This window comes from Pseudomonas sp. HP_01 (genome assembly GCF_055284355.1).
Map to the genome: position 1 here is coordinate 534,759 of NZ_JBTOPV010000001.1, position 24,695 is coordinate 559,453.

19 protein-coding genes are annotated in these 24,695 nt (G+C 59.9%); 11 read left to right on the forward strand and 8 right to left on the reverse strand.

From position 1 onward, the window contains the following. Window positions 1-175 precede the first annotated feature (175 nt). The 5 genes from ACYAR8_RS02260 to ACYAR8_RS02280 all read right to left on the reverse strand — a co-directional run bounded on the left by ACYAR8_RS02260 (window position 176) and on the right by ACYAR8_RS02280 (window position 7,446). Complete coding sequence (locus ACYAR8_RS02260) at window positions 176-523, reverse strand: hypothetical protein (RefSeq protein WP_463578950.1); 348 nt, start codon at window positions 521-523, stop codon at window positions 176-178. Window positions 524-675: 152 nt separating this feature from the next. After that, entirely contained in the window at window positions 676-1,176 is a 501-nt protein-coding gene (locus tag ACYAR8_RS02265) for an SUKH-3 domain-containing protein (RefSeq protein WP_463578951.1), read from the reverse strand. A 212-nt stretch (window positions 1,177-1,388) separates the two neighbouring features. Beyond that, window positions 1,389-2,021, reverse strand: a complete 633-nt coding sequence (locus tag ACYAR8_RS02270) for a hypothetical protein (RefSeq protein ID WP_463578952.1) — start codon at window positions 2,019-2,021, stop codon at window positions 1,389-1,391. 1 nt (window position 2,022) lies between these two features. Next, window positions 2,023-6,699: an RHS repeat-associated core domain-containing protein gene (locus ACYAR8_RS02275; RefSeq protein WP_463578953.1), complete on the reverse strand. Its 4,677-nt coding sequence runs from the start codon at window positions 6,697-6,699 to the stop codon at window positions 2,023-2,025. Window positions 6,700-7,032: 333 nt separating this feature from the next. Beyond that, window positions 7,033-7,446 carry a winged helix-turn-helix transcriptional regulator gene (locus ACYAR8_RS02280; RefSeq protein ID WP_463578954.1) on the reverse strand — a complete coding sequence of 138 codons (414 nt, stop codon included), beginning with the start codon at window positions 7,444-7,446 and terminating at the stop codon, window positions 7,033-7,035. A gap of 83 nt (window positions 7,447-7,529) precedes the next feature. Between ACYAR8_RS02280 and ACYAR8_RS02285 the strand changes: the two genes are divergently transcribed. The 4 genes from ACYAR8_RS02285 to ACYAR8_RS02300 all read left to right on the forward strand — a co-directional run bounded on the left by ACYAR8_RS02285 (window position 7,530) and on the right by ACYAR8_RS02300 (window position 10,326). Beyond that, window positions 7,530-8,387: an SDR family oxidoreductase gene (locus ACYAR8_RS02285; protein WP_463578955.1), complete on the forward strand. Its 858-nt coding sequence runs from the start codon at window positions 7,530-7,532 to the stop codon at window positions 8,385-8,387. A 117-nt stretch (window positions 8,388-8,504) separates the two neighbouring features. Then, window positions 8,505-8,813, forward strand: coding sequence for an RcnB family protein (locus tag ACYAR8_RS02290; RefSeq protein WP_074887498.1), 309 nt, complete (start codon window positions 8,505-8,507; stop codon window positions 8,811-8,813). Between the two features lie 95 nt (window positions 8,814-8,908). Continuing rightward, on the forward strand, window positions 8,909-9,229 hold the full coding sequence (locus ACYAR8_RS02295; protein ID WP_463578956.1) for an RcnB family protein: 321 nt from the start codon (window positions 8,909-8,911) through the stop codon (window positions 9,227-9,229). A 167-nt stretch (window positions 9,230-9,396) separates the two neighbouring features. Beyond that, window positions 9,397-10,326 (forward strand): AEC family transporter, encoded by a 930-nt coding sequence (locus ACYAR8_RS02300; RefSeq protein WP_463578957.1) that lies wholly within the window; start codon window positions 9,397-9,399, stop codon window positions 10,324-10,326. 81 nt (window positions 10,327-10,407) lie between these two features. Here the strand turns inward: ACYAR8_RS02300 and ACYAR8_RS02305 are convergent, their stop codons facing one another. Both ACYAR8_RS02305 and ACYAR8_RS02310 read right to left on the reverse strand, forming a co-directional pair. Beyond that, window positions 10,408-11,652, reverse strand: a complete 1,245-nt coding sequence (locus tag ACYAR8_RS02305; protein ID WP_463578958.1) for a serine hydrolase domain-containing protein — start codon at window positions 11,650-11,652, stop codon at window positions 10,408-10,410. Between the two features lie 246 nt (window positions 11,653-11,898). Next, a complete protein-coding gene (locus ACYAR8_RS02310) occupies window positions 11,899-12,918 on the reverse strand; it encodes a branched-chain amino acid aminotransferase (RefSeq protein ID WP_074887490.1) in 1,020 nt (339 codons plus the stop codon). A 280-nt stretch (window positions 12,919-13,198) separates the two neighbouring features. Here ACYAR8_RS02310 and ACYAR8_RS02315 point away from each other — a divergent pair, with 280 nt between their 5' ends. After that, the gene (locus tag ACYAR8_RS02315; RefSeq protein WP_463578959.1) at window positions 13,199-14,023 is read left to right on the forward strand and encodes an HDOD domain-containing protein; all 825 of its coding nucleotides are present in this window, start codon (window positions 13,199-13,201) and stop codon (window positions 14,021-14,023) included. 505 nt (window positions 14,024-14,528) lie between these two features. Next, a complete protein-coding gene (locus ACYAR8_RS02320) occupies window positions 14,529-15,371 on the forward strand; it encodes an NAD-dependent protein deacetylase (protein WP_463578960.1) in 843 nt (280 codons plus the stop codon). A gap of 68 nt (window positions 15,372-15,439) precedes the next feature. Here ACYAR8_RS02320 and ACYAR8_RS02325 read toward each other — a convergent pair whose 3' ends face one another. Then, complete coding sequence (locus ACYAR8_RS02325) at window positions 15,440-16,558, reverse strand: DUF2817 domain-containing protein (protein ID WP_463578961.1); 1,119 nt, start codon at window positions 16,556-16,558, stop codon at window positions 15,440-15,442. Window positions 16,559-17,758: 1,200 nt separating this feature from the next. Between ACYAR8_RS02325 and ACYAR8_RS02330 the strand changes: the two genes are divergently transcribed. The 5 genes from ACYAR8_RS02330 (at window position 17,759) to ACYAR8_RS02350 (ending at window position 24,694) form a co-directional block, all read left to right on the forward strand. After that, window positions 17,759-18,586, forward strand: a complete 828-nt coding sequence (locus tag ACYAR8_RS02330; protein WP_463578962.1) for an energy transducer TonB — start codon at window positions 17,759-17,761, stop codon at window positions 18,584-18,586. A gap of 52 nt (window positions 18,587-18,638) precedes the next feature. After that, on the forward strand, window positions 18,639-19,346 hold the full coding sequence (locus ACYAR8_RS02335; protein WP_108120225.1) for a MotA/TolQ/ExbB proton channel family protein: 708 nt from the start codon (window positions 18,639-18,641) through the stop codon (window positions 19,344-19,346). Continuing rightward, window positions 19,346-19,747: an ExbD/TolR family protein gene (locus ACYAR8_RS02340; RefSeq protein ID WP_463578963.1), complete on the forward strand. Its 402-nt coding sequence runs from the start codon at window positions 19,346-19,348 to the stop codon at window positions 19,745-19,747. Before ACYAR8_RS02335 ends, ACYAR8_RS02340 begins: the two co-directional genes overlap by 1 nt. Before the next feature lie 217 nt (window positions 19,748-19,964). Further along, complete coding sequence (locus ACYAR8_RS02345) at window positions 19,965-22,679, forward strand: TonB-dependent receptor (RefSeq protein ID WP_463578964.1); 2,715 nt, start codon at window positions 19,965-19,967, stop codon at window positions 22,677-22,679. A gap of 62 nt (window positions 22,680-22,741) precedes the next feature. Beyond that, complete coding sequence (locus ACYAR8_RS02350; protein ID WP_463578965.1) at window positions 22,742-24,694, forward strand: extracellular solute-binding protein; 1,953 nt, start codon at window positions 22,742-22,744, stop codon at window positions 24,692-24,694. The last annotated feature ends 1 nt before the right edge of the window (window position 24,695 follow it).

Here is a 24,695-nt window from a genome sequence, read left to right on the forward strand (position 1 = left end):
ACGTACGTGCCCATGAAATTCTTCGTCACCATTTGGGTAAGATTCGAGAGTTAAAGGGGTCCGTCCCCTTTAGCCAGTCAACTTCATTTTTCGGAATACTCCATCCATGACTGTTCAGCCAGTCGATAGTCTTTCTAGAGAGTTAAAGGGGTCCGTCCCCTTTAGCCTTTGAGATCTAAATCTCCTGACCTGGAATATGAAGATTTCTAAGCTGGAATGCCTCGCTTAGCGCCACTTCTTCGTTAATTTCTCCATCACTCAGGCACTTGTATGGCTCGTTGTCGAGTGCAGTGCGCACCAGATCATATAACGCCAACGATCTGAAGTTAACCTCAAGCCACAGTGAATTTTGGTCATCATAGCTCAAGCGTGCATCGTAATTCGCCTCGGTCTTGGAGACGCAATCTTTCAAGTAAACAAACTCTTGATCTGCTCGGACGCAATACTCACTCACCCTCAGAGCGCTCATGAGGCAGCGGGCGGTAAGAATATTAGGGAAAACCAACCTATATTCGTGACTCATGAGCCGTGCGGCCTCCCTCGAACTGTGGGTAAATCTATGGGGTTACGGATGCCAATATGGCTTTTATTTGGATCTGTAGAATTAAAGGGGTCCGTCCCCTTTAACCCTTTAACCCAGCGAGATTTTCTGCCCCCGAACGCAGCATAGGTCTGTCATAGGGTGCCGGTAAAAAAGATCGGTATTGCGCCTGGCGTTGCGAGTTGCGCCTGCTCACCCGTCTTACGCCCAAATATCAAGTTCTCCATGGCTTGAACAAAGCCCAGTCCCTGTATGCAAAGCCCGTCGTGGATGAGGCTCAAGAGGTAGCAGCAACCCTTTTCGTCGATCAACAGCGCGCCGTGGCCGTGATGGACTTCGGCGATGCTCACCAAGGTGGTGCCTAGGCGTTGCTCCCACTCAAGGAAATCTTCGCTTTCATGCAGATGTTCAAATGTGCCAAAGGCGACATCGCTGGTAGCACACTCCTCTCCTGCGCCGCAGATGCCCACTTGCACCCCGGCAAGCTGTTTAAGTAGAGCAGCGGCAGGATGGTCGTGTGGAACGTAACGCGGTAGTGGCACGGTGGAAGTGCTGGGCCAGCCTGCTGCAAGAAAAAGTGGGCTCAGGCTTTCAGGGAGTTCGATCAGTTGGGGTACGTTTAGTGTGTCGGCCACGATTTTACCAAGCTGTTAGTGGGTGCTATAGAGTTAAAGGGGTCTATCCCCTTAAGTCCAAAAAAACGAGCGGCTTTGCGTCGTTTCTAAGTAAGGGGTCCGTCCCCTTTAGCCCCTGTCCCCTTTAGCCCCTTAAGCCAGCTAAAGGGGGCAGCGCACTTTCGCTTTTTATCTGCACAATTAAGAGGGTTCATCCCCTTTAATGCTCTACATTAATAAAAGATTAACTCGCGGACGCTGTTCACGAAACGAATCTCGGCATCACCGCCCACTATTTCTTCAAACTCTCTGAAAAAGAAGTCCAAGTCCTTTGAGAATACAAAGAATGCATCACGACCATGCTCTCCAGACACCAATGCTCGTAGTATGTAATGGCAGCTTTCATGTAGTGCTTCATACAACTCTTTTCCGATTATCGATAAATATTGAGCCTGAAGAATACTGGCTAGCATCGAAATTTTAGGCATTGTTGTGGGCCTATGCCTCGAGATCACGTTGTGCTTCCTGAGATCTTTGTCATACTGGATATGTTCTTGAACCAGCCTTTCAAACTTGCCGGCTTTACCTCGAAACAGGAGCCGAGGCATTCCTTCGACGTCTTCCGCCAGTGGTATTTTTATACTCAAAAGATTTATATCGACTGAATAGCATTTTGATACAAGCGCTTTTATAGCCGCTTCACCTTGGGCCGTCGTTCCGAAGCCAATCCCTCCTTGCAGATTCGTAGCCATCACCAAGGCGAACTCGTCAGTATCATCCGCGGACATTTCTCTTATAAAATCGTTAGCATGATTTTTAAACTCAGCAAATTCGGCTTTAAAGCATAAGATCTTGTAGTGTTTCATATCAGATTCCTTTACGTCCTGCCGGGTAGGTGAACACTATTACCGCACCCTTTGTATTTGTGGCGTGAACATGTGGGATTTCATGGTGAGCTGGTTGATCATCTCCGACCAAGTCAGGGTGCCCATCTGGATGCTCGAACACCTCTGCTACCCCGTTTTTATCCCTGCGCCCTAGCGTGGTGATCCCGCGACTTTTCATACAGTTGCAATTCACTCCATGGCTACTTAGGTTGAGATCTTTCATTGGGATCGCCTCCCCACCTCTACCTAACCGCGGTACCTGAGCATGTTGCTGGGCCTTTTTCATTGCAGCCCTACGGCTATTTGTCGCGACAACTTTTTGCAAACCGAGTGGGTCGATCCAACCCGTCGGATTTGAAACGTAGTGATAGAGGTTTAGCCCACCACTGTAGCCAATCGGATCCTTGCTGATAAACCGCCCGACCCTTGGATCATAGTACCGATGGCGGTTGTAGTGCAGGCCGGTTTCGTGGTCGTGGTATTGGCCCTGGAACCGGATCGGGTTGGTCAGGCCGATTTGTTGGGCGAATTCAGAACGCTGTTCCTGCGCTTCGCCCCACGCTTTGTATTGCGCGCTCCAGGCGGTGTTGCCGTTGTGGTCGGTGATTTCCTGCGGCGTGCCGAGGTGGTCGCATTGGTACCAAGCCAACGCATCAATTGGTAGCGCGACGGGTTTGTAGTTCCAGAGCGGGTCTTCTTTGAAGTTGTAGCGGCCCTGATACGTCGGCTGACTCACGAGGCGGATTGTTTCGTGGCGGATGGCCTGGGCCACCGGGACGAAGGTGCCGGGTTCTTGGATGTAGTGGACGGTTCGGCCGAGGGCGCCAGCGTATGGGGGAGGACTGCTTTCCCACGCCAGGTTGTCGCCGTCCCAGCCGTACAAGGTGAAGCCGCAGCCGAGCTCGCGCTCTTTACGGGCGTGTTCGTTTTCGTTCCAGCCGGTGCCGGCTTCGGGGCGTGGGCGGTAGTGGGCTTTGGAGAGTTTGTAGAGGCGCCTTCCGAGTGGGTCGTAGCCGAAGTCGACGGTAAGGCGCGGATCGCAGAAGTGCACCAGACGATCGAAGAGATCCCAGTGCAGTTCACTGCGCAGGCCGTTAGTCCAGCGCTCGGTCTGGTTACCGCGTTCGTCGTATTCGTAGTGGCCGCCTGCGTAGTCGCGCAGGAGGTTGTCGATCAGCTTGTGGCGGACTGGCTCAGGATCTAAAGGCCGGCGGACGGGTGCGGCGCTGTCGTTGAGCAGGTTGCTTGCGGGGTCGAAGGCGAAGGTTTCGGTGCCGAGGCGACTGGTGGCGCTTAGCAGGCGGCTTACCGGGTCGTAGCGATAGGAGAGCGGGCCGCGACGGCTGTCATTGATGTCGGTGAGCTGGCCGGCGGCATCGTAGGTGTAGGCGCGTTTAATGAGCGTGGTTTTATCGTCTGCCCGGCCCAGTAGCTGTTCTTGAAGGCGTCCTGCCGGGTCCCATTGCTGGGTTTGCAGCAGGTTATTGCCTTGGTGCCGGCTGATCTCGCGGTGGAGGTCATCGCGTTCGTAGCTGAGCAGTTCGTGCTCATCGAGCTTCAGGCCGAGCAGATGACCGCTGCCGTAGGTGAGCCAACTGACGCGGTGTCCATCCGGGCGAACAGTGGCGACGCGGTTATTCAGCGCGTCGTACTCGTGCTGCCAAACGGCAACCAGTGGCTTGTCCAGATTCGAGTAATGCTGGTGCTCGCGCAGCAGGTTGCCGGCCGGGTCGTGAAACCATTGCAGCTTGCTGACGGCGTTGGTCGCCATGACCAGATGGCCATTGCCGTCGTAGGCAAAGGTTTCGCTCTGGGACTGTTCGCCGAGGGTGGCGCGGCGTTCGGTCAGGCGGCCCATCGGGTCGAATGTCAGCGCAATGGTGCGTTGGCCATTGAGGGTTTCGGCAAGACGCCCGGTTTCCGGATCGTACTGATAGCGAGTCGAGCGATTGTCGAAGCCGCGCTCTTCCAGCAGGCGCCCAACCGGGTCGTAGTGAAAGTGGGCGCGGCGTTCGTTTTCGTTTTCCAGCGCGACGAGGCGGCCGAGTTTGTCCCACCGATAGCGCAGGGTTTGCTCGGCGGCGTCGACGCGTTCGGCGATGAAGCCTGCAGCGGTGTAGCGCCAGGTGGTGCAGCGTTCGAGACCATCGGAATGAGCCAGCAAACGACCTTCGGCGTCCCGGCTAAAGCGTTCTTCGGTCTCGTCCGGATGTTTGATCAGGACAAGCTGACCGGCTTTGTACTCGTACTCAGTCGCGTGGCCAGCGGGATCCGTGAAGCGAACCATCTGGCCGCGGTCGTCGTATTCCCAAACACTGACCTTGCCCGAGCAGTCGGCGTACTTAACGAGTTGTCCGGCGTCGTTGTAGGCCAACGCCTTTGTATTGCCGTTAGCGTCCTTGATCGCGGTAGGAAGGCCGAAGCCGTTGTAGGCGTATTCGGTAACGCTCTCTAGCGGGTCGATCGCCTCGATCAGATTTCCACGAAAGTCGTAATCCCGTTTCCACAACCCGCCTTCGCCATCGCTGATCTTGATCAGGTGGCTTTTATCGTCATACGCGTAATTCATCACGCTGTGATCAGCGCGGGTGTGTTCGGTCAGATTGCTGAGCTTGTCGTAGCGATATCGGTCGGTGCTGCCGTCGGTGTGGACGTGGCGGATGATGTTCTTCGCCGCATCGCGGAAGAACCATTCCGAACGCCCATCGGCGTGGCAGATGCGATAGGTGTAACCCAAGCTGTCGTAGTAATGCCGGGTTTCGTGGCCCAAAGCGTCAGTGACGTAGGTCAGGCGGATGTTTTCATCCCACGCCAGTCGCGTGTCGAAGCTGCCGTCGTCCGCCCATTCGCGAATGGCTTTCGCATCCGGACCGGAACCTTGCCATTGCAGGTTCAAACCGCGATTGGTGCGGTCGGTATAGCGGGTAATCAGGTGGTGTTCGTACTGGTAACGCCAGGCAGCGCCGTTCTCGTCTTGGGCCAGAACAAGATCGCCAAAGTCATCGTACTGATAGGCGCACAATTGGCGTTTGACGTCGCCGTCCCGGATTTCCCAAACACCCGTCAAGCGCCCCTGATCATCAATCAAAGTACCCAGGCGCAAGTGGACTTTACGGGCGTCCTTTTCCCGATAAGTGACCAATTCAAAGAGCATCGAACCCCCATCATGGCGGTGCTCGTAATGCAGCATCACCCCGGCGCCGTTGGGCAGCATCTTGTTGATCAGAACAAAACGGTCACCCCGCCGAACATATGTCTCGCGGTGATCAAGCCCACGCATCAGCAATAATCGATCTTTGCTGAGGCGAACGACCGTCAGGTTTTCAATGGCGTTGAAGTGAAACAGCTTGACCTTGGGCAGAGGAAATTCATGACTACGCCCATCGGAGTCATGAAACACCAGACCGTCGCCGACGAGATCGAAGCGTGTGGTAAACGGCGTAATCCAGCGCGCGCCAATTACGTCACCATCGTAGGCATCCAGACTCGAGCAATAAGTCCGCGTCCACTCAATCGGAAACGGCCCCGGCAGGCTGAAATCGGTATGACTGACCGACTCCGAGCCCATCGCGAAACTGATGCTCTTGATCGTCGAGGCGCAGGCGCAATTCTTCTTTTCGTTAGGCCGGCCCTTGGCAGGTTTCTCGTGCTGAACAACTTCGAGCTTGCCTTCACCCGCCTGGCGCTTGGCCTTATTAACCACCCCGGGCTTGATGTTGAAAGCCTGTGCATGGCCATTGCGCGACCGCCAGCTGACGACCGCACCCTCCAAAGTAACCAGCAACGCCGCGATAGAATGCTGAGCTTCGGGATCTGCCAGCCCCGTGATCTGCGTGCGAAGCTGAGGCGCCAGAACACGCAACAAACTGGCGTGTCTGACGACCTCATCTTTAACCGCTTCAGGCACGAGGTATTCAGCAGCGCCATTCACCGCACCCTTGCCCGCAGCAACACAAATATCTGCAGCCGCGACGAAGATATTGCCAATCGCGGCCTGAGGGTCGTAGGCCCAAAGATCGCCTGCGGCATGAGCCAACTGCCCCGCCTCAAGCAAATCGGCCTTGGCGTTCAGTTTGGGGTCTACCAAGCTCTCCAAGCCAGCAGCGATCTCAAACAGCACGCCTTCCCCAAGCTTCCCTGCATCCTCAATAATCCCGGGGAGCCTGGCCTGCGCCTGAGTCACAAAGTCATCAAGCGTCCCGACAATGGTTGCATTCAGGTGCCCGATCAGAATCTCGATCAGTGCATCGCCCAGCACCATCTTGCCGGCCTGCCGCATCTCCTGACGCACCAGAAACAGCATCGGCCGCAGGCTCATCCGCGCCGCCGCCATGCCCGGCGGAATGGGCACCATCCCGATCAGGTTGATGCCCAGACTGACCCAGTCCAGCGGGTCACGCTCGTCACTGGTCGCCAGCCGAACGATGTCGTTCAGCGCATCGACCAGCGCCATGATGTTGCCCACCACCGGCAGCCCACCGGCCAGGGTCTTGATCCGCTCAAGCGTGACAACCCCGCCGCTGATGTCCTGCAGCCAGGCATCAACATTGGCCGCACCGGTGCCGACGTCTTCGACCTGAATTTGATCAAGCGGAACAATTGCGACCTGTGGTTCGCGTTTCTCACCACCAACCGGAAGATTTAAAGGGGTTGCCAAGGATGCTCTCCGTGCTCAAAAAACCATCGGAAAAGGCGTGAATGCCAATCCGGGGGCCACGGAGATATCAAGGCTTGTGCCAGTTATGAATTAGCCGAGCAAAATCAATAGCTTAAGAAGGAAAATGACGGGTTTTAGCGAACGCCAACCCTAATAACAAAGAGAAAGTGCGCAAGAAGTTGCGCACCCCTGCGCAACTTATTGCGCACTCGTCTGCAGGCCACAGAAGACGTGGCTTACAGCGCAGAAAGCACCCAGAAACACATAATCAAGTGCGCAACTTCTTGCGCATCATGGCAATAAAATACCAACGCTCTAAACGGGCTAACCCGATCACTCAAGCACGGCCGCTCTACCCTCCCGCACCGCCAGAATGCGCGGCAGGTTTTCCTCGATCCATGTCGTCAGCCCGTCCATCTGCAAGGCGACCTCCTTGCCCATCGCCGTCAGGCGGTATTCAACATGGGGCGGCACCACCGGCAGCGCTTTGCGGTCGACAAACCCGTCCTGTTCCAGGCTCTGCAGCGTCTGCGAAAGCATCTTTTCACTGACACCGCCGATCTTTCGCCGCAGCTCGCTGAACCGGTGCATGCCGTCGAGCAACACCACCAGCACCAGCACGCCCCAGCGGCTGCACACATGATTGAGGATTTCCCGCGAAGGACAGTCACGGGCCAGCACCTCACCGGTACGGATCCGCTCCAGCAGAGAGACACTGCCTACAAAGGGAGAAGCAATATCGTTCATCACACTTACCTTTTCGTACGTACTTACGAAAGGTTAGCACGCTGAGTATGCTGATCGCCCTATCACCTTGTTCGGGAATCATCATGATCGTCATCACCGGTGCATCAGGCCAGCTGGGCCGCCTCGTCATCGCTCAATTGCTGAAAACCGTGCCTGCCTCGCAGATCGTTGCGGCCGCCCGTGGCCCGGAAAAAGTGGCCGACCTTGCCGCAAAAGGCGTGCAGGTCCGCCACGCAGACTACTCAAAACCCGACACGCTGGACCGCGCCTTTGAAGGCGCCGAAAAAATCCTGCTGATCTCGTCCAGTGAAGTGGGCCAGCGCGTGGCTCAGCATCAGGCGGTGATCGACGCGGCCCGCCGCGCCGGCGTGAAACTGCTGGCCTACACCAGCGTGCTCCACGCCGACACCTCGGCGCTGGCCCTGGCCGAGGAACACAAACAGACCGAGGAGGCACTGACGCAAGCCGGCGTCCCGGCGGTGGTGTTGCGCAACGGTTGGTATCACGAAAACTACACGGCCGGCGTGGCCCACGCGGTGGCGAACGGCGCGCACTACGGCAGCGCGGGCGAAGGCCGGATCAGCTCAGCGGCGCGGGCGGATTATGCAGAGGCGGCGGCCATCGTGCTGACGGCGAGTGACGATCAGGCGGGCAAGGTGTACGAACTGGCCGGCGACGAGTCCTACACGCTCAAGGCATTCGCTGCTCAAATCGCCCAGCAATCCGGCAAGCCTGTCGTCTACACCGATCTTCCAGAGGCCGACTACAAAGCAGTGTTGCTGCAGGCCGGGCTGCCGGAGTTCGTCGCCGAGTTGCTCGCCAACTCCGATGCCGCCGCGGCCAAAGGTGCGCTGTTCGAAGACGGTGGGCAGTTGAGCCGCCTGATGGGCCGGCCGACCACGCCACTGTCCACCAGCATTACTGAGGCGCTATCCCATTAACATTCGCCGCCACCACCTGCAACAGCGGGCGGCGCGCCAGCACGTCCACTGAATGATTTGCGCCCACCACGGTCGGAACTAATGACAGCGCACCACGCGCTGGCCAAGGAGTTTCGAATGAATAGCAAATCGCTCATTGCCGGTCTGGCGATTTTGGGTAGCATTTCCGTTACGAGTTTTACGGTGCAGGCCGCCAACGCAACGGAGCCAACCATTCAACCTTCCAGGGACAACATGCGGGAGCTCGAAGTCGGCAGCCGCTCGCCGCAGGAATTTCAGCGTCCCGATGCCGCGCTCAAGGACTGGAAAGCCAAGGGCCTGGAAGAACCGGCCAAGATGAGTCAGTGGGTGCGCATCCACGACAAATACGTTGAAGTGCAGACGACTAATGGCCAGATCACCAAGATTGTCCCGATCGAAAAGTAAGCCGGGGCACTGACCCAGTGCGTCGGGTTTCGGGGCGCACGCCAAACGAAAAAAGTGTCGAGAAAGAATTCCAATAACGACCAAAGGAATTTCCCATGAACATGAAAAAACTGATGGCTTGCGCGGCCGTGGTCGCTTTTCTGGGCGGGGCCAGCTTCTCCGCAGCGGCGCAGACCCCTGCGACGAAAAGCGTGCAGGCGGAACACACCAATGAGCAGTACAAGGTCGGCGACACCACCCATGACCTGTACAAAGACGAGCGTGTCGGCGTCAAGGACTGGCAAGGCAAGGGCCTCACTGCGCCCAGGGAAGGTACGCAATGGGTGCTGATCAGCGATAAATACGCGCTTATCAACATGGAAGACGGCAAGGTCCTCGACATCGCGCCGGGCAACCTCAAACCGTTGAAAAAGTAATCCCCGCTACGCCCGTCACCGTGCCCGACACCCGTCGGGCATCGCTTTGCCAGCCTCATCTCCCAACGCCCGCCTCATCCGCTTTTCGCTGACAACAAAGGTTGCACCCTGACGATAGCGCCCTCTACTCTGCGCCTCTCGTTTGTTGCGTCATGGGCCCGGGTTCGATGTCTTCCGTTTTGAATGTCTTGCTGCCGATCTTCGCGCTCATCCTCGTGGGCTACCTCTGTCGCCGTACCAACCGTTTAGGGCCGACTGCCGCGTCTGAAATCAACCGGATGGTGGTCTGGCTGTGCTTGCCCGCGCTGCTGTTCACGGCCACCGCACATGCCACCTGGGCGCAGATCTGGCACCCGGGCTTCGTGCTGACCTTTACCCTGTCGACCCTGGCGATGTTCGTCATTACCTTGCTGCTGCGGCGCCGAAAGGCCGGGCATTTCGCCGATGCCAGCATCGATGCCCTCAGCGCTTCCTACGCCAATACCGGCTACATCGGCATTCCGCTGTGCGTCATGGTGCTGGGCCAGGAAGGCCTGGAGCCGGCCCTCATCGCGTCGTTGCTGGTGGTGTGCGTGGTGTTTGGCATCGCCCTGGTGTGCATCGAAATCGGTCTGCAAAGCGAGGCCCGGGTGCATCGCATCGTGCTCAAAGTACTGCTGGCGCTGGCGAAAAACCCTTTGGTCGTGTCACCGATCCTCGGCGCCTGCTGGGCATCGACCGGCGCGGCATTGCCGGGCGCGCTGGACACATTCCTCAATCTGCTGGGTGCTGCGACGACGCCTTGCGCGCTGATTTCCCTGGGCCTGTTTCTCGCTCAAAAACAGCAAGGCACGCGCGTGGGCACGACGTTGCTGGTGCTGATCAAACTGATTGCCCATCCGCTGCTGACGTGGTTTCTGGCGTTTCGCGTGTTCCACCTGCCGCCGCTGTGGGCCAACTCGGCCCTGCTGTTGAGCGCCCTGCCCACCGGCACCGGGCCGTTCATGCTGGCCGAGTACTACAAGCGCGAGGCGTCGGTGGTGTCGAGCACGATCCTGATTTCAACGCTCGGCTCGCTGGTCACGCTGTCGATGTGCATTTATTACATCAACGGATAAGGTGCCCATGCCCGCCTCTTGGCAGGCAAACGCGCGCCTGCAGGTCAGGCGTGCGCGGTGGGGCCAGCGATGCATACAAGGTCACTTCAACGCCGCGACCACCGCATCGAAGAAAGCCATCGGGTCGATGGGCTCTTTGTCCACCGGCTTGGGTTGCGCGCCGAAGGTGACGATCACCACGTTATTGGCCGGGTTGACGTAGATGTTCTGACCCTGGATGCCCACCGCCGAATAGGCGCCATCTTTCACCGAGGGCGCGGTCCAGGCGGTCCACCACATGTAACCGTAATCCAGGCTCTTGCCGCCCTTGAGGGTGGTCGGCAGTGTCGCTTCCCTGACCCAGCCGTCCGGCAGAATCGAGGCGCCGTTGATCTTGCCGTCGTTCATGAAGAACAGTCCGAAGCGCCCATAATCCCGCAGCGTCGCGCTGATCCCGCTGCCGCCGATCTCCACGCCGTCAGGCGAGTCCAGCCACCAGGTGGCGTCGCTTTCCATGCCGAAAGGCTGCCAGATCTTTTTCGACAGGTACTCGGCCAGCGGCATCTTCACCGCACCCCGCACAATCTCGCCGAGGACCTGGGTTTCACCGGTGCTGTAGTTGTTCACCGTACCGGGCTCGGCCGCGCGCGGCAGGCTCGCCATCAGCGCCATGGCCGAGTGAGGCTGCTGGGAAATCTGCGCCTTGAGCAACGCCCGCCGGTCCGACGCCGGATCGGTGTAGGTTTCGTTCCACTTCACCCCCGACGACATCATCAGCACGTTGCGCACGGTCACCCCGTCGTAGGCACTGCCTTTGAGGGCCGGCACGTAATCGACCACCTGGGCGTCGAGGCCTTTGATCAAGCCGTCCTTGATCGCCGCCGCCGTCAGCGTCGAGGTGATGGATTTCGCCATCGACATCGACATCCAGCGGGTTTTCTCGGTGTTGCCGCGCTGATAGGTCTCGAAGACGATCTTGCCGTCCTTGATCACCAGCATCGCGGTAATACTGTCCAGCGCCACGAAGTCATACAGGTCGTACTTTTTGCCGTCGACGGTGAAGCGCACGTTGGGCAGTTGCCGATCCGACTTCGGCAACTCATAGGGGTGATCGCCGGCCTTGATGGTGTGGGTGGGAAACAGCCGGCCGATATTGCGATAGGTACTGACCGCCAGATCCGGGAGCATGGCGCCGTCGTAGATCTGCTCGACCGTTCCTATGGTTTCCCGGGCGTGGGGGTAATCGTCTGCCGATGCGCTGGACGCCAGCATGGCGGCGAGCAAGCCGAGGGACAGGGTCAGCGGCCGGTTGAAGGCGGCAGGACGGGACAAGACGGTTGAGTGCATGAGGTCTCCTTGTTTTTCGTCGGTGACAGACGTCGGCCGATTTCCGGCTCAATTCCCGGCTAAAGCCGGTCCCACTAAAAGAACGCGCGCGCTTGAACCATAGCCCACCCACCGGCATTGCACCGGGCGATCAGTTCAGTGGTTTCATACCCTGACGTCTTCGATGACCTACCTGACCGAAGCAAGGGCGAAAAAAAACCACCGCACGAAGGCGGTGGTTTTACAGACCTGCAGGACGCGTCGGGGTCAGACCTTGACGATCCAGCCCGCCGGGCCTTCGATGTCGCCGGACTGAATACCGGTCAGCTCTTTGTACAAGCGCTGGGTCACGGGACCGACCTCGGTTTCGCTGTGGAACACGTGCAGTTTGTCTTTGTAGCTGATGCCGCCGATCGGGGTGATCACTGCAGCGGTGCCGCACGCGCCGGCTTCCTTGAACAGGTCGAGCTTGTCGATGAAAACCTCGCCTTCGGTGACCTTCAGGCCCAGACGGCTCTGCGCCAGTTCGATCAACGACAGGCGGGTGATGCCCGGCAGCACGGACGGCGATTTCGGTGTGATGAACTGGTCGTCGTGGGTGATCCCGAAGAAGTTGGCCGAGCCGACTTCTTCGATCTTGGTGTGGGTCAACGGATCGAGGTAGATGGCGTCGGCGAAGTTGGCTTTCTTGGCCTCGGCGCCCGGCATCATGCTCGCGGCATAGTTACCGCCTACTTTCGCAGCACCGGTGCCTTGTGGCGCGGCGCGGTCGTAGCTGGAGATCACGAAGTTGTGCGGTTTCATGCCGCCCTTGAAGTACGGGCCCACCGGGATGCAGAACACCGAGAAGATGAACTCGGGGGCAGCGCGCACGCCGATGTTGTCGCCGACACCGATCACGAACGGGCGCAGGTACAACGCGCCGCCGGTGCCATACGGCGGGATGAAACGCTCGTTGGCGCGGACCACTTGCTTGCAGGCTTCGATGAACTGCTCGGTCGGCACGTGTGGCATCAGCAGGCGGCTGCAACTGCGCTGCATGCGCGCGGCGTTCTGGTCGGGGCGAAACAGGTTGATCGAGCCGTCTTTGGCGCGATAGGCCTTGAGGCCTTCGAAGCATTGCTGGCCGTAATGCAGCGCGGTCGAGCCTTCGCTGATGTGCAGCACGTTGTCTTCGGTCAGGGTGCCTTGGTCCCACGCGCCATCGCGCCAGTGAGCCAGGTAGCGTTTGTCGGTCTTGATGTAGTCGAAGCCGAGCTTGTCCCAGTTAATGCTTTCGTTACCCATGACACCCTCTATGTCCAGGCCAGCGCGGCCGGGAGTGTCCGGCGTCTGGCGTTTCCTCGATAAGGCCCGGTACAGGACGCGACCCGTTCCGGTGTGTCGCCATATTACTGATTTTTCTCCCTGCAAACCGCCTCGGCGGCAGATGAGCTGAAAAAGATCCACTGTCGCCTGATTCAAGCCTCCTGGTTTGTGCCGTCTGTAGCAAAACAGCTGCCGGACGTGTGCAGATTCGCCAATGTTGCCTATGGTGTGTACATCGTCTGAGACAGGAGCAGCACCCATGGGTATCGATCAATTGTTTGCCGATTTGAGCAGTCTTCCCAGCATTCCCAAGGTGGCGCAGGACCTGATCAAGCAGTTCGACAGCCCGTCGTCGGACTTGGGCAGCATCGCCAGCAATATCGAAAAGGATCCGGTGATCGCGGCGAAGATCCTGCGGCTGGCCAACTCCGCGCGCTTTCGCGGGGCGCGGGAGTCGTCGAGCATCGAGGATGCGGCCATGCGCCTGGGCTTCAATACCTTGCGCACGCTGGTGCTGGCGTCGGCGGTGACCGGCGCATTCAAGGCAGGACCGAGTTTTGATCTCAAGGGCTTCTGGCTGAAGAGCTTTCAGGTGGCGGGGATTTGCCGTCTGCTGGCGAAACAGTCCGGCGCTGATGCGGAAATCGCTTTTACTTGCGGGGTGATGCACGACATCGGCGAGCTGCTGATCCAGACCGGCGCGCCAGCCGTTGCCGAGCGCATCAACAGCGTGACCAAGACCGGCACGACAGGCCGTGCGGCCATCGAAACGCTGCAGCTGGGCTTTGGCTACCCGGAAGTCGGCGCGGAACTGGCCCGACGCTGGGGATTGCCCGAGGTCATCCAGAACGCCATCGCGTATCAGGCGCGGCCCATGCAGGCGCCGGGTAACGCGATCCAGCCCCGCATCGTGGCTCAGGCATTGACCATTTCTGCGGCACTGGAGAATCACGGCGGCGCCACCGCGCAGGCCAAGCAGGAAGTGGATGGGCCGTTGCTGGAGGGGGTTGACCTGGATGCGGTGTTCACCGCGCTGCCGAAGGTGCTGGAGGATGACAAGGCATTTGCGGAGTTGTTGAGTTAGGGAAAGCAATCATGGTCTGAAGTGGATGGCGCCTGAACCGGCCTCTTCCCGGCTGAAGCCGGTCCCACAAATTGACCGCGGTCCGACTGACACAACGCGGTCAACCTGTAGGACTGGCTTCAGCCGGGAAGGCGTCAGGCGTCACGCTGCAAAACTGATGGCGCTCACTGGGGGCTCTTCCCGGCTGAAGCCGGTCCCACAAATTGACCGCGGTCCGACTGACACAACGCGGTCAACCTGTAGGACTGGCTTTAGCCGGGAAGGCGTCAGGCGTCACGCTGCAAAACTGACGGCGCTCACTCGGGCCTCTTCCCGGCTGAAGCCGGTCCCACTAATGGATCGCATGCATCCAAAAAAACCGGCGGAGACCTCGACTGTGGGACTGGCTTTAGCCGGGAAGGCGTCAGGCGTCACGCTGCAAAACCGATGGGGCTCACTCAGGCCCCTTCCCGGCTGAAGCCGGTCCCACTAGTATCAGCGCACAGCCGCTCTTGAGGACCTGTGCATGCCTGATGTTCCTGACACCCATGTCGATACCCTGCTGCAATGGATGCACGACCGCTCGTTCGTCGTGCTGACCGGCGCCGGGATCAGCACCTCTTCCGGGATTCCGGATTACCGCGACAGCGAGGGCGTGCGCCGGGGTCGGCAGCCGATGATGTTTCAGGAATTCCTCAATGCGCCCGAGGCCAGGCGCCGTTACTGGGCCCGCGCGATGCTCGGCTGGCCCCGCGTTCGCGTAGCGCAACCCAACCCGGCCCACGAGGCGATTGCGCGCTTGCAGCAGCACGACCTCATCAGCGGGGTCATCACCCAGAACGTCGACACCTTGCACGATCAGGCCGGCAGTCATGATGCGGTGGAGTTGCACGGCAGCCTGCATTGGGTGCTCTGCCTGGACTGCCGCCAGCGCACCGAGCGCGACATCATTCAGCTGACCCTGGTCGAGCAAAATCCTTATCTGGCGGGTGTCGATGCGGTACAGGCGCCCGATGGCGATACCCTGCTGGACCCGGCCTTTGAGGAACGCTTCCAGGTGCCCCATTGCCCCCACTGCGGCGGCGAACGCATGAAACCTGACGTGGTGTTTTTCGGCGAGAACGTGGCACCACCCACGGCGGCCAAGGCCATGCAGCGGGTGGAAGACGCGCAAGGCCTGTTGGTGGTGGGCTCATCGCTGATGGCGTTCTCGGCGTTTCGTCTGTGCCGCGCCATCAACGATCAGGGCAAACCGCTGATCGCCATCAACCTGGGCAAAACCCGGGCGGATGACCTGTTGGATCTGAAGATCGAAGCGTCGTGCGAGGTGTTATTGCCGGCCTTGGCTGAACGGTTGCTGGAGGCGTAGGCATTGAAGGCCTCTTCGCGGGCAAGCGCGCTCCTACAGGTGTCGGCGAACAGCCGGCATTCAGCCAGTCACATCTCGACGCCGCGAATCCCCGGCAACGCCGCCAAAGCCCGGTCCCACACCTGCCGCGTCCTCACCCACGCCACTTCCTGCCAGTCCGGGTCCGCCGGATAGAACTGCTCCAGCAGCCCTTCCTTGATCCGCCGACCGGTTTCGTCCAGCGGATCGCCGTGCAAGTGCAGCCAATGGTCGTCCCGCAAATGCCCATGCACCGCTGCCCCCGGGTACGTACCGCATTCAATGACAAACGGCATCAGGTGCACACCCGGCAGCGCGTCGAGGAGCATCTGCGAGGTGTAGCCGGTGGACGTCGCCGCCACACCGGTTTCGCTGACGCGATTGGCGCCGGTGATCAGCGTGAACAGCCACGGCCCGAACAACGCTTTGGCATCATCGAGCGCGGGATAGGCCGACTCGACGATGCTCATCAGCATCGGATGGCCGTAATCCCCGGCGCCGGTGTGCAAGTCGAAACAGCTCACCACCTCCACGTCCTGCAGGTATTGGCCGACGATGCTGCGCAGGGTGCGATTGGACCAGCTCGGCCCGTTGCCACCGAAAAACAGCCCATCGGGGAATGCGTACTGCCCCGCCTCCACCACCGACATCAAGCCTGACCAGCCCCGCGCGTCGATCGCTGCCTGAAACTGAGCATCAGCCTGATCGCGCTTTGGCCCGCGCAACTGCTCGCAGGCGTAAATCCCGTGGACGTCGATATAGGCGCGGTTGTCCGGCAGCGGCCGGCTGAAGTCCAGGTAGTTGCGGTTCTGATCGAGGTTGTCTTCGTTGACCCGCCGCATCCACGCCGTGCCCCAAGGGTTGATCAGGTGAATCATCAGGATCGCCACGCCCTCGGGCAGCGCGCGTGGGTCAAACCCCTCGAGCCAGCGGCTTTGACAATCGGAACCGTAATAACCCTCCACCCCATGGGTGCCGCTCAACGCCACCAACACCCGCTGCGCATCCGGGTCGCCGAGCCAGGCGACGTCCGTGGCCAGCGCCTCACCAAAAGGCCCCGACAACGGGTGGACGTACTCACTCAACCGAGCGCCAGCGGCGGTGGCTGCCGCCCTGAAACGCTCGCGCAACTGGCGATAACCCGGACGATCAGGGAAAAAGTGGCTCATGAATGCACTCCAGAAAGCGATGGCACCGCGCGAACAGGTCAGTACTGGACAGGCCGAACGCAACGGAAAAGGGACACTGCGTCAAAAATGTTACAACCGGACACGTTTTGGCACACTTCTTTCTAGTGTTTCTCTTGTGGAACGTCAGTACCACGAAACGCTTCGCGTCCAGCCCAGGCTGCCGCGAGTCTACGCTGCCAAACGGTGCGCACCACGCACCCGGGGGCAGGAACCGGACATTACCCCGTCCGAAACAGTGCAGGACGTCGACCAGAAGTCTGGCGTCCGTCGATAAGGAACTCGATTCGTGCCAGACATGCGCCCTTCACACCCGATCCTCCCACACCGCGCCTTACCTTTTCCGCTGCACGCCTCCGTCAGCGAGCCTGCCGTCCGCCCCATTTCCCTTCAGCGCTCCGGCTGAAACGCAGCGCCCCTTCGCTGCAGTGCCTCATCTTTATTTCGTTCCAATGGCTGCCGCTTTTATAGCGATTCAGTAGCCACTTTTTATTGTTCCTGTTCGGGACAGGTGCGCCTGTCCCAATAACATTTTTAATAGCGCGCGGGATCGTTCGCTGTTGATTCACGCACACTAAAAACCATCACTGATCGTTTTTAAGAAGTGCGCGCCAACGGTAACCACCCTTCACGCTCTGACCGACAAGTCACACTTTCAGGACACACCACAATGATCACTTGAACACTCACGCACCAACTTGCACCTACTTAATCACGTTTGGTGCATTGCACTTCTGACCCAACCGGAACAGGTCAACGCGCAAACACGCGGTGAACCTGAGTGGATAGGTTCGCCCCCTGATCAGGCAACTTGCCCTGCTTGTATAGAGCCAACTGAGACAGAACTGATGAAATTCGCTAAAAAGTTACAGGAATGCGACATCGCCCCGATCCAGGCCAGAAATGGCGGGCCAGAGCCCTGCACTGGCATAGCGGTTGCAATAGCGATTATCGTTAGGTAGTCATTCTGAAACAAAGACGTACATCTCCGTACTCAACAAGAAATCAGGGAACTGCAATGTCGTCTCCATAGCTCACGCAGCAACGCACTTATATAAGAGTGGTTCTTTAAAGACCTGCTCCTCCAGGCCTCGTGCTACCGACAGCACGGACGTCAACTTCAAACACGGCAACTTGTTTGAACGGACCCTTATTGCCCTTCAACCATCCGAGGGAGCTTTAATGAATGACGCGGTAAAAACGAAAGTCATACCTGACCCGGCGCCGGACGCTCTGTCCATGGCCTGGCCGCGTATTCCTTTCAAGGAAAACACCTCGCGCCCGGGTGAACTAAGCCGGACGCACGTGTTGATATTGATTGCCGCCTCGCTCCTTATTCACGGCGGCATCTGGTGGTATATGCAGACCGCCAAAGCCGAGGTCCCGGAAGTTGCGCCGCAAGTGCCCGAGATGACCGTGGAATTGACCAGCCCGACACCGCCAACCCCGGAAACTCCACCTGAGCCACCACCACCGCCGCCTCCGCCGCCGCCTCCTGAACCGGAGCAACCGGTCGAGGACCCCGACGCGGTCAAGCCGCCGCCAAAGCCGGTGGAAAAGCCGAAGGTCGAGAAGCCCAAGCCGGTCAAGAAGCCTGAACCGGTGAAAAAGCCAACACCGCCCGCCCCTGCTGCACCCGCTGCGCCGAGCACACCTGCGCCGGCCGCACCGTCGCCTTCGCCCGCCCCTCCGGCCCCGGCTGCTGCAACGGCGGCACCGGCCAAGGAATCGGCGGCAATTTCCGGCCTCGCCAGCCTGGGCAACCCGCCACCGGAATACCCCGGCGCGGCGCTGCGCAAGGGCATGGAGGGCCGCGTGATCCTGCGCATCAAGGTGTTGCCGAACGGACGCGCCGGCACGGTCGAGGTGACCAAATCCAGCGGCAAACAGGTGCTGGACGATGCGGCGGTGGAAACGGTGCGCAACTGGAAGTTTGTTCCGGCCAAGCGCGGCGACACCCCGATCGAAGGCTTCGCGACGCAAACCATCGACTTCAAGCTGCCCGAATGAACCCGGTCAGCCCATCAACAACAACTTTTTATAGAGCGGGTGAGGTGTAACCATGAACGAATCGATCTCTTCGATGATTGTCCCCGGCGTACTCTGGGCGCTGGTAGTGTTTTCAGTGCTGAGCTGGGGACTGTTGCTGATCAAATCCGCACAGTACTTACGCTTAAAGACCCAGAACAAACAGTTCACCAAAGCCTTCTGGGCCGCGCCGGATCTGCTCACCGCCGCCGAGCACTCCAGTCAATACCCGGGCTCCCTGGCGCGGATCGCCAACAGCGGTTTCGAAGCCATGGCGGTGGACGATTCGCCGCGCAACACCCAGCAGCTCGCCCACACCATCAACCGCTCCGATCGCCTGGAGCGCAACCTGCGCCAGCAGATCCAGAAAGAACGCCGCGCCCTGGAAGCCGGCCAGGCCATCCTCGCCAGTATCGGCAGCACCGCGCCGTTCATTGGTCTGTTCGGCACGGTCTGGGGAATCATGGAGGCGTTGCAAAGCATCGGCGCCAGCGGTTCGGCGAGCCTGGAGACCGTGGCCGGCCCCATCGGTCACGCGCTGATTGCCACCGGTGTCGGCATCGCCGTCGCGGTCCCGGCGGTGCTGATCTACAACTTCTTCCTGCGCCGTCTCAAGCTCGCCGTCGCCGACATGGATGATTTCGCCCACGACTTCGACGCCCTCGCCCAGCGCAGCGCATTCGCCATCAACCGTCAGGCCATCGCCAGCAAGCACAGCCAGGCCGTGCGGGAGGCGAGCTGATGTCGTTCTCCACCCAAGACAGCGATGAAGTGCTCAGCGAAATGAACGTCACGCCGCTGGTGGACGTGATGCTGGTGCTGCTGGTGGTGTTCATCGTCACCGCGCCGCTGATGACCAACGCCATCAAGGTCAACCTGCCGAAGACCGACGCCATCGCCGCTGCCGACAAGAAAGACCCGGTGGTGGTCAGCGTCGACCAGGACGGCAAGTTCTACCTCGCCAAATCCGAAGTCGCGCCGGAATCCCTGGAGCTCAGCCTCAAGGACGTCAAGGCCAGGGACCCGGAGGTCCGTGTACAGCTGCAGGCCGACACCAACGTCAACTACGGCCAGGTGGCCAAGGCGATGGCGTCGATCGAACGCTCGGGCATCACCAAAATTTCAGTGATGACCTCGAAATGATCGGCCCATGACCGGCAGTTGATCTGCACTTGAAATAGGCGCCGCGCCTCGCTGCGGCGCTGCACACCCTACTCCCGATTCACCGCCGTCCGGGTTTTTGCCTCGGAGGGGAGCGGCTTGCTTGAAATAAGGAAATTCCCGACCGCCATCACCGCGTCGGAGCAACGAGGGCTCACAAGGCCATTTCAATAACATCTGGAATAAGTCGGAAACTACCATGCTGATGAGCTTTCCCGGTTTTACCCTCAAGCCCCTTGTTGTTGCCGTACAACGCCACCCCCGTGCGCTGATTTGCGCACTGGCGGTCGGCATGAGCCCGGCCTACGGCGCAGAAAACACCGATGGCGCCAGCGAAGCTGCCGCACCAGCCTCCGCTGCAGCGCCTGCGACCACGCAACTGCAACGGGTAGAGGTAACGGGCTCGGCGATTCGCCGGGTCGATGCCGAAACGGCGGTGCCTATTACCATCCTGCGCGCCGATGATCTCAGGAAACAGGGCGTTACCACGACCGCCGAACTGGTTCAGCGCATCACTGGCAGTCAGTCCATCAACAACAGCGCAGGCTCCGTGGGCTCAGCGACTGGCGGCGCTTCGTTCGCCGATATGCGCGGTATTGGCGCGAACAAAACCCTGGTGCTGCTCAACGGTCGTCGCCTTGCCAACAACGCGCTGTCGGGCACCAACTCGGCAGGTGGAGCGGTCGATCTGAACATGATCCCGTTCGCCGCCATCGAACGCGTGGAAGTGCTGCGTGACGGAGCATCGGCGTTGTACGGCACCGACGCCATTGGTGGCGTGATCAACTTCATCACAAAAAAAGCGCTGACCGACGGCTCGCTTAGCCTCGGTGGCTCGTCCCCTACCGCTGCCGGCGGCGGTGACACCAAAGACATGAGCGCCAGTTGGGGCTACGGCGATCTGGAGGAACAGCGTTTCAATGTCATGGGCGTGTTCAACTACAACACCCAAGGCAACCTCGCTGCCCGTGACCGCTCGTTTGCCAATAGCTACCAACCTGGCCGCGGCCTTGACCAGACCTCGGGCACCTCGTTCCCGGCCAACTACAACCAGGGCGACAATGCCAGCAACCCGTTGCTGGGGAGCAATTGCAGTGGTCCAGGCCAGGTACTGAGCCGTGGCCTTTGCCGCTTCGACACCAAGCAATACATTGATCTGGTGCCGCAGACTGAAAAAACGTCGTTCTTCGGTAAAGCCACTGGCAAGCTGGCCGACGATCATAACGTCAGCCTGGAGTACTTCTGGGCGCGCAACAACAACGCCACCGCCATTGCTCCGGCACCACTGACCGGCCAAAGCCTGGGCCCGTCCTCCCCTTATTACCCTGGGAACGGCATCACACCGCTACCCAGCAATTTCGCCCTCGACCCGACCCAACCTGTAGATCTCAACTGGCGTGAAACCGCTGCAGGCGGCCGCGAATCCAAAGACCAGAACACCAGCCAGCGTATTTTGCTGACCTTCGACGGCTTGGTTGGCGGCTGGGACTACAACGTCGGCGCCTCGTATAACCAGAACAAAATTCTCTCGTCCGTCACCAATGGTTACGTCAGCGACAGCGCCATGGTGGCCGGCCTGGCCAATGGCACTATCAACCCGTTCGGCGCCCAGTCCGCAGCGGGCCAGCAGTACATCGACGACGCGGCGTATCACGGCCAGTATTCCTCGGCAGTCGGTCGTGTAATGGCCTTGGACGGTCGAGTCAGCCGTGAAATCGGTGACTGGTTTGGCGCGGGCCCTTCCGGCCTGGCCTTGGGCGGTGAGTACCGCAAAGAGAAATTCCACCAGGACTTCAACCCGTTCGTCGATGACATCAGCAGCCTGGGCCTGGACTCAAACGGCAGCGTGACCGGTGACCGTACTGTAAAAGCTGAATACGCCGAACTGAACGTGCCCGTGCTCGACAGCCTGGAGCTGAGCGCCGCTATTCGCCACGATGCCTACAGTGACTTCGGCAGCACCACCAACCCTAAGTATTCGTTCCGCTACCAGCCGTTCAAGCAATTGGTGGTTCGCGGTGCGTACAGCGAAGGGTTTCGCGCGCCATCGTTGTATGAGCTTTATGCTCCGCAAAGCATTACCTTCACCCAAGCGTCCTACAACGACCCTCGCCTGTGTGCCGGTGGCGTGGTGCAGCCTGGCGGCAACGCCGGTCGCGACTGCGGCCAGCAATTTCTTAGCCAGATCGGCGGCAATCCGGACCTGGCGCCTGAAAAAGCCCGTAACGTCACCTTCGGCTTTGTTTATCAGCCTGTTCGCGATTTGTCGGTGGGTCTGGACTTCTGGTGGGTTCACATCTCAAACCAGATCCAGGCGTTTCCGGAGTCCACAGTGTTCTCTGACTCAGCGGCCTATGCCGACCGTTACGTGCGCAATGCCGACGGCACGCTGGCCAACATCATCGCGACCAACTCCAACCTGGGTAACGTCGATACCAACGGCGTGGACGTCTCGCTGGACTACCGCTTCCCGAACACGCCATACGGCCAGTTCGGCCTCGGCCTGCAAGGCACTTACGTCGACGCTTATGATTTCCAGAGCACGATCAAAGGGCCTTATACCGACAAAGTCGGCGACTTCCAGGGTGATGGCGTGATTGCGCGCTGGAAACACAACCTGACAGCCAGTTGGAACCTGGGCCCGGCCCGTGCCACGCTGACCAACCGCTTCACCACTGGCTACAACGATTACGACCGCGACACGAACGCGCGCGTTGCGTCCTACTCGGTATGGGACGTGGCGACGGGTTACACCTTCGAAAAAGTACTGGATGTCGATGTCGGCATGAGAAACATGTTCGATCGCAACCCTCCGTTCACCAACCAGGCCTACAACTTCCAGTCCGGCTACGACCCGCGCTACACCGATCCACTGGGCCGAACGCTGTTCGCCCGCGCCACGTACCACTTCTAAGCGCTGACGCCCGACGCGCTGGTGCTCCGGCGCGTCGGGCTGCACCCAAGGATTGTCCGCCCATGTGCACCCCTCCTCTTTCATTGCCACGCCTGCTGCAGGGCGTGGCATTGCTGTACACGGTGCTGTTGTTTACCTCGCTGCTGCTTGGCGCTCCTCAGGTATTCGCCACACCGGTGCATGCACTGACCGTCTATGGCGAAGCGCCGAAATACGCCGCTGATTTTCAGCACTTCGATTACGTCGACCCTGACGCGCCCAAGGGCGGTTCGATGAGCCGCGCGTCCGAGGAGATCGGCCAGTTCAACTACCTCACGCCCTATGTCGATCAAGGCATATCCGTGAGCCAGATCGACACCTGGGTGTATGCGCCGCTGGCCTATCGCTCACTCGATGAGCCCTACACGGTGTACGGGCTGGTCGCCGAGAAGATGGAACGCGACCCCGACAACCTCTGGGTGCGCTTCTACCTGAACCCCAAGGCGCGTTTCGATGACGGCACACCCATCACCGCCGAAGACGTGCGTTACACCTGGCAAACCCTGATCACCCAAGGCAGCTTCAGCTATCGGCCGCTGTACGGCGACGTGAAGGACGCGGTGATCGAAGCGCCCGGGCAGATCCGTTTTGATTTCAAGACCGGCACCAACCGCACCCTGGCGCTGGACCTCGCCAGCCTGCGCATCCTGCCCGAGCACTGGTGGAAAACCCGCGACTTCACCAAGGGCGGCGGCTTCGAACCGCCACTGGGCAGCGGGCCGTATCGGGTCTCGCGGGTCGATGCCGGGCGTAGCGTCAGCTTCGAGCGGGTCAAGGACTGGTGGGGCAAAGACCTGCCGGTCAGCCGCGGGCTCTACAACTTCGACGCGCTGACGGTGAATTTCTACGGCGATGTCGACGTGGCCCGGCAACTGGTCCAGGCCGGCAACTTCGATTACAACCGCGAGTTCTCTTCGGCAGGCTATGTCGTCGGCTACACCGCGCCGAGCCTGCAGGACGGCCGTCTGCAAAAGACCATTCTGGCCAAACGCCGCCCGGTGGCCGGTCAGGGCTTCGTCTTCAATCTCGACAAACCGATATTTCAGGACCGGCGCGTGCGCGAAGCCCTGGCGATGCTCTGGGATTTCGAGTGGGTCAACGGGCAGATCATGCGCAACTTCTATGTGCGCGAACAAAGCTACTTTCCGAAGAGCGAGATGGCCGCCACCGAGCTGCCCGACGCCCAGGAGCTGAGCCTTCTCGAGCCCTTGCGCGGGCAGGTTCCGGACGAAGTCTTTGATCAGGTCTGGCGCGCGCCGAAGACCGACGGCAGCGGCTACATCCGCGACAAGCAGCTCAAGGCCCTCAAGTTACTGGCCGACGCCGGCTGGCACGCGAAGAACAACCGGCTGGTGAACGCCGACGGACAGCCGCTGGAGTTTTCCTTCCTCGACGGCCAGGGCGGTTTCGAGCGGCTGGTGCTGCCGTACAAGCGCGTGCTGGCGCAGATCGGCATCACCCTGAATTTCCGCCGCGTGGACTCGGCCCAGTACATGAACCGCCTCAACGCCCGGGACTACGACATGATCGTGGTCACGCTGCCCGCCAACGGCAATCCGATCCTCTCCCCCGGCCGTGAGCTGTACAACCTGTTCGGTTCGCAAAGCGCCCGACAGGTCGGCAGCTCCAACGCCATGGTGCTGCGCAACCCCGCGGTCGACCGCCTGATCGACGGCCTGGTCGCGTCCAATAACCGCAACGACATGCTGCACTACGCGCGGGCGCTGGATCGGGTCCTGCTCTGGGGTTTCTACATGATTCCGAACTACTACTCCCAAGGCACACCGGTGGTGTTTGCCAACCGGTTTGGCCGGCCGGCTATCGAGCCGATCTACGACGTCGGGCTGGAAAGCTGGTGGGAGGTCAGCCGCATGCCGCTGAGCAACGCTCAAATGGCCGCGCGTCTCACGCCACAACGCAGTGTGTCGAACGACCGTCCTGCGCCAACGCCAACGCCAGAAACGGAGGGCCAGTGAC

Excerpts from the sequence above, each read along its gene's own strand:
- ACYAR8_RS02260 (WP_463578950.1), bottom strand. The coding sequence starts at position 523 with ATGAGTCACGAATATAGGTTGGTTTTCCCTAATATTCTTACCGCCCGC.
- ACYAR8_RS02270 (WP_463578952.1), bottom strand. The coding sequence starts at position 2,021 with ATGAAACACTACAAGATCTTATGCTTTAAAGCCGAATTTGCTGAGTTT.
- ACYAR8_RS02280 (WP_463578954.1), bottom strand. The coding sequence starts at position 7,446 with ATGAACGATATTGCTTCTCCCTTTGTAGGCAGTGTCTCTCTGCTGGAG.
- ACYAR8_RS02285 (WP_463578955.1), top strand. The coding sequence starts at position 7,530 with ATGATCGTCATCACCGGTGCATCAGGCCAGCTGGGCCGCCTCGTCATC.
- ACYAR8_RS02290 (WP_074887498.1), top strand. The coding sequence starts at position 8,505 with ATGAATAGCAAATCGCTCATTGCCGGTCTGGCGATTTTGGGTAGCATT.
- ACYAR8_RS02295 (WP_463578956.1), top strand. The coding sequence starts at position 8,909 with ATGAACATGAAAAAACTGATGGCTTGCGCGGCCGTGGTCGCTTTTCTG.
- ACYAR8_RS02300 (WP_463578957.1), top strand. The coding sequence starts at position 9,397 with ATGTCTTCCGTTTTGAATGTCTTGCTGCCGATCTTCGCGCTCATCCTC.
- ACYAR8_RS02305 (WP_463578958.1), bottom strand. The coding sequence starts at position 11,652 with ATGCACTCAACCGTCTTGTCCCGTCCTGCCGCCTTCAACCGGCCGCTG.
- ACYAR8_RS02310 (WP_074887490.1), bottom strand. The coding sequence starts at position 12,918 with ATGGGTAACGAAAGCATTAACTGGGACAAGCTCGGCTTCGACTACATC.
- ACYAR8_RS02315 (WP_463578959.1), top strand. The coding sequence starts at position 13,199 with ATGGGTATCGATCAATTGTTTGCCGATTTGAGCAGTCTTCCCAGCATT.
- ACYAR8_RS02320 (WP_463578960.1), top strand. The coding sequence starts at position 14,529 with ATGCCTGATGTTCCTGACACCCATGTCGATACCCTGCTGCAATGGATG.
- ACYAR8_RS02325 (WP_463578961.1), bottom strand. The coding sequence starts at position 16,558 with ATGAGCCACTTTTTCCCTGATCGTCCGGGTTATCGCCAGTTGCGCGAG.
- ACYAR8_RS02330 (WP_463578962.1), top strand. The coding sequence starts at position 17,759 with ATGAATGACGCGGTAAAAACGAAAGTCATACCTGACCCGGCGCCGGAC.
- ACYAR8_RS02335 (WP_108120225.1), top strand. The coding sequence starts at position 18,639 with ATGAACGAATCGATCTCTTCGATGATTGTCCCCGGCGTACTCTGGGCG.
- ACYAR8_RS02340 (WP_463578963.1), top strand. The coding sequence starts at position 19,346 with ATGTCGTTCTCCACCCAAGACAGCGATGAAGTGCTCAGCGAAATGAAC.
- ACYAR8_RS02345 (WP_463578964.1), top strand. The coding sequence starts at position 19,965 with ATGCTGATGAGCTTTCCCGGTTTTACCCTCAAGCCCCTTGTTGTTGCC.
- ACYAR8_RS02350 (WP_463578965.1), top strand. The coding sequence starts at position 22,742 with ATGTGCACCCCTCCTCTTTCATTGCCACGCCTGCTGCAGGGCGTGGCA.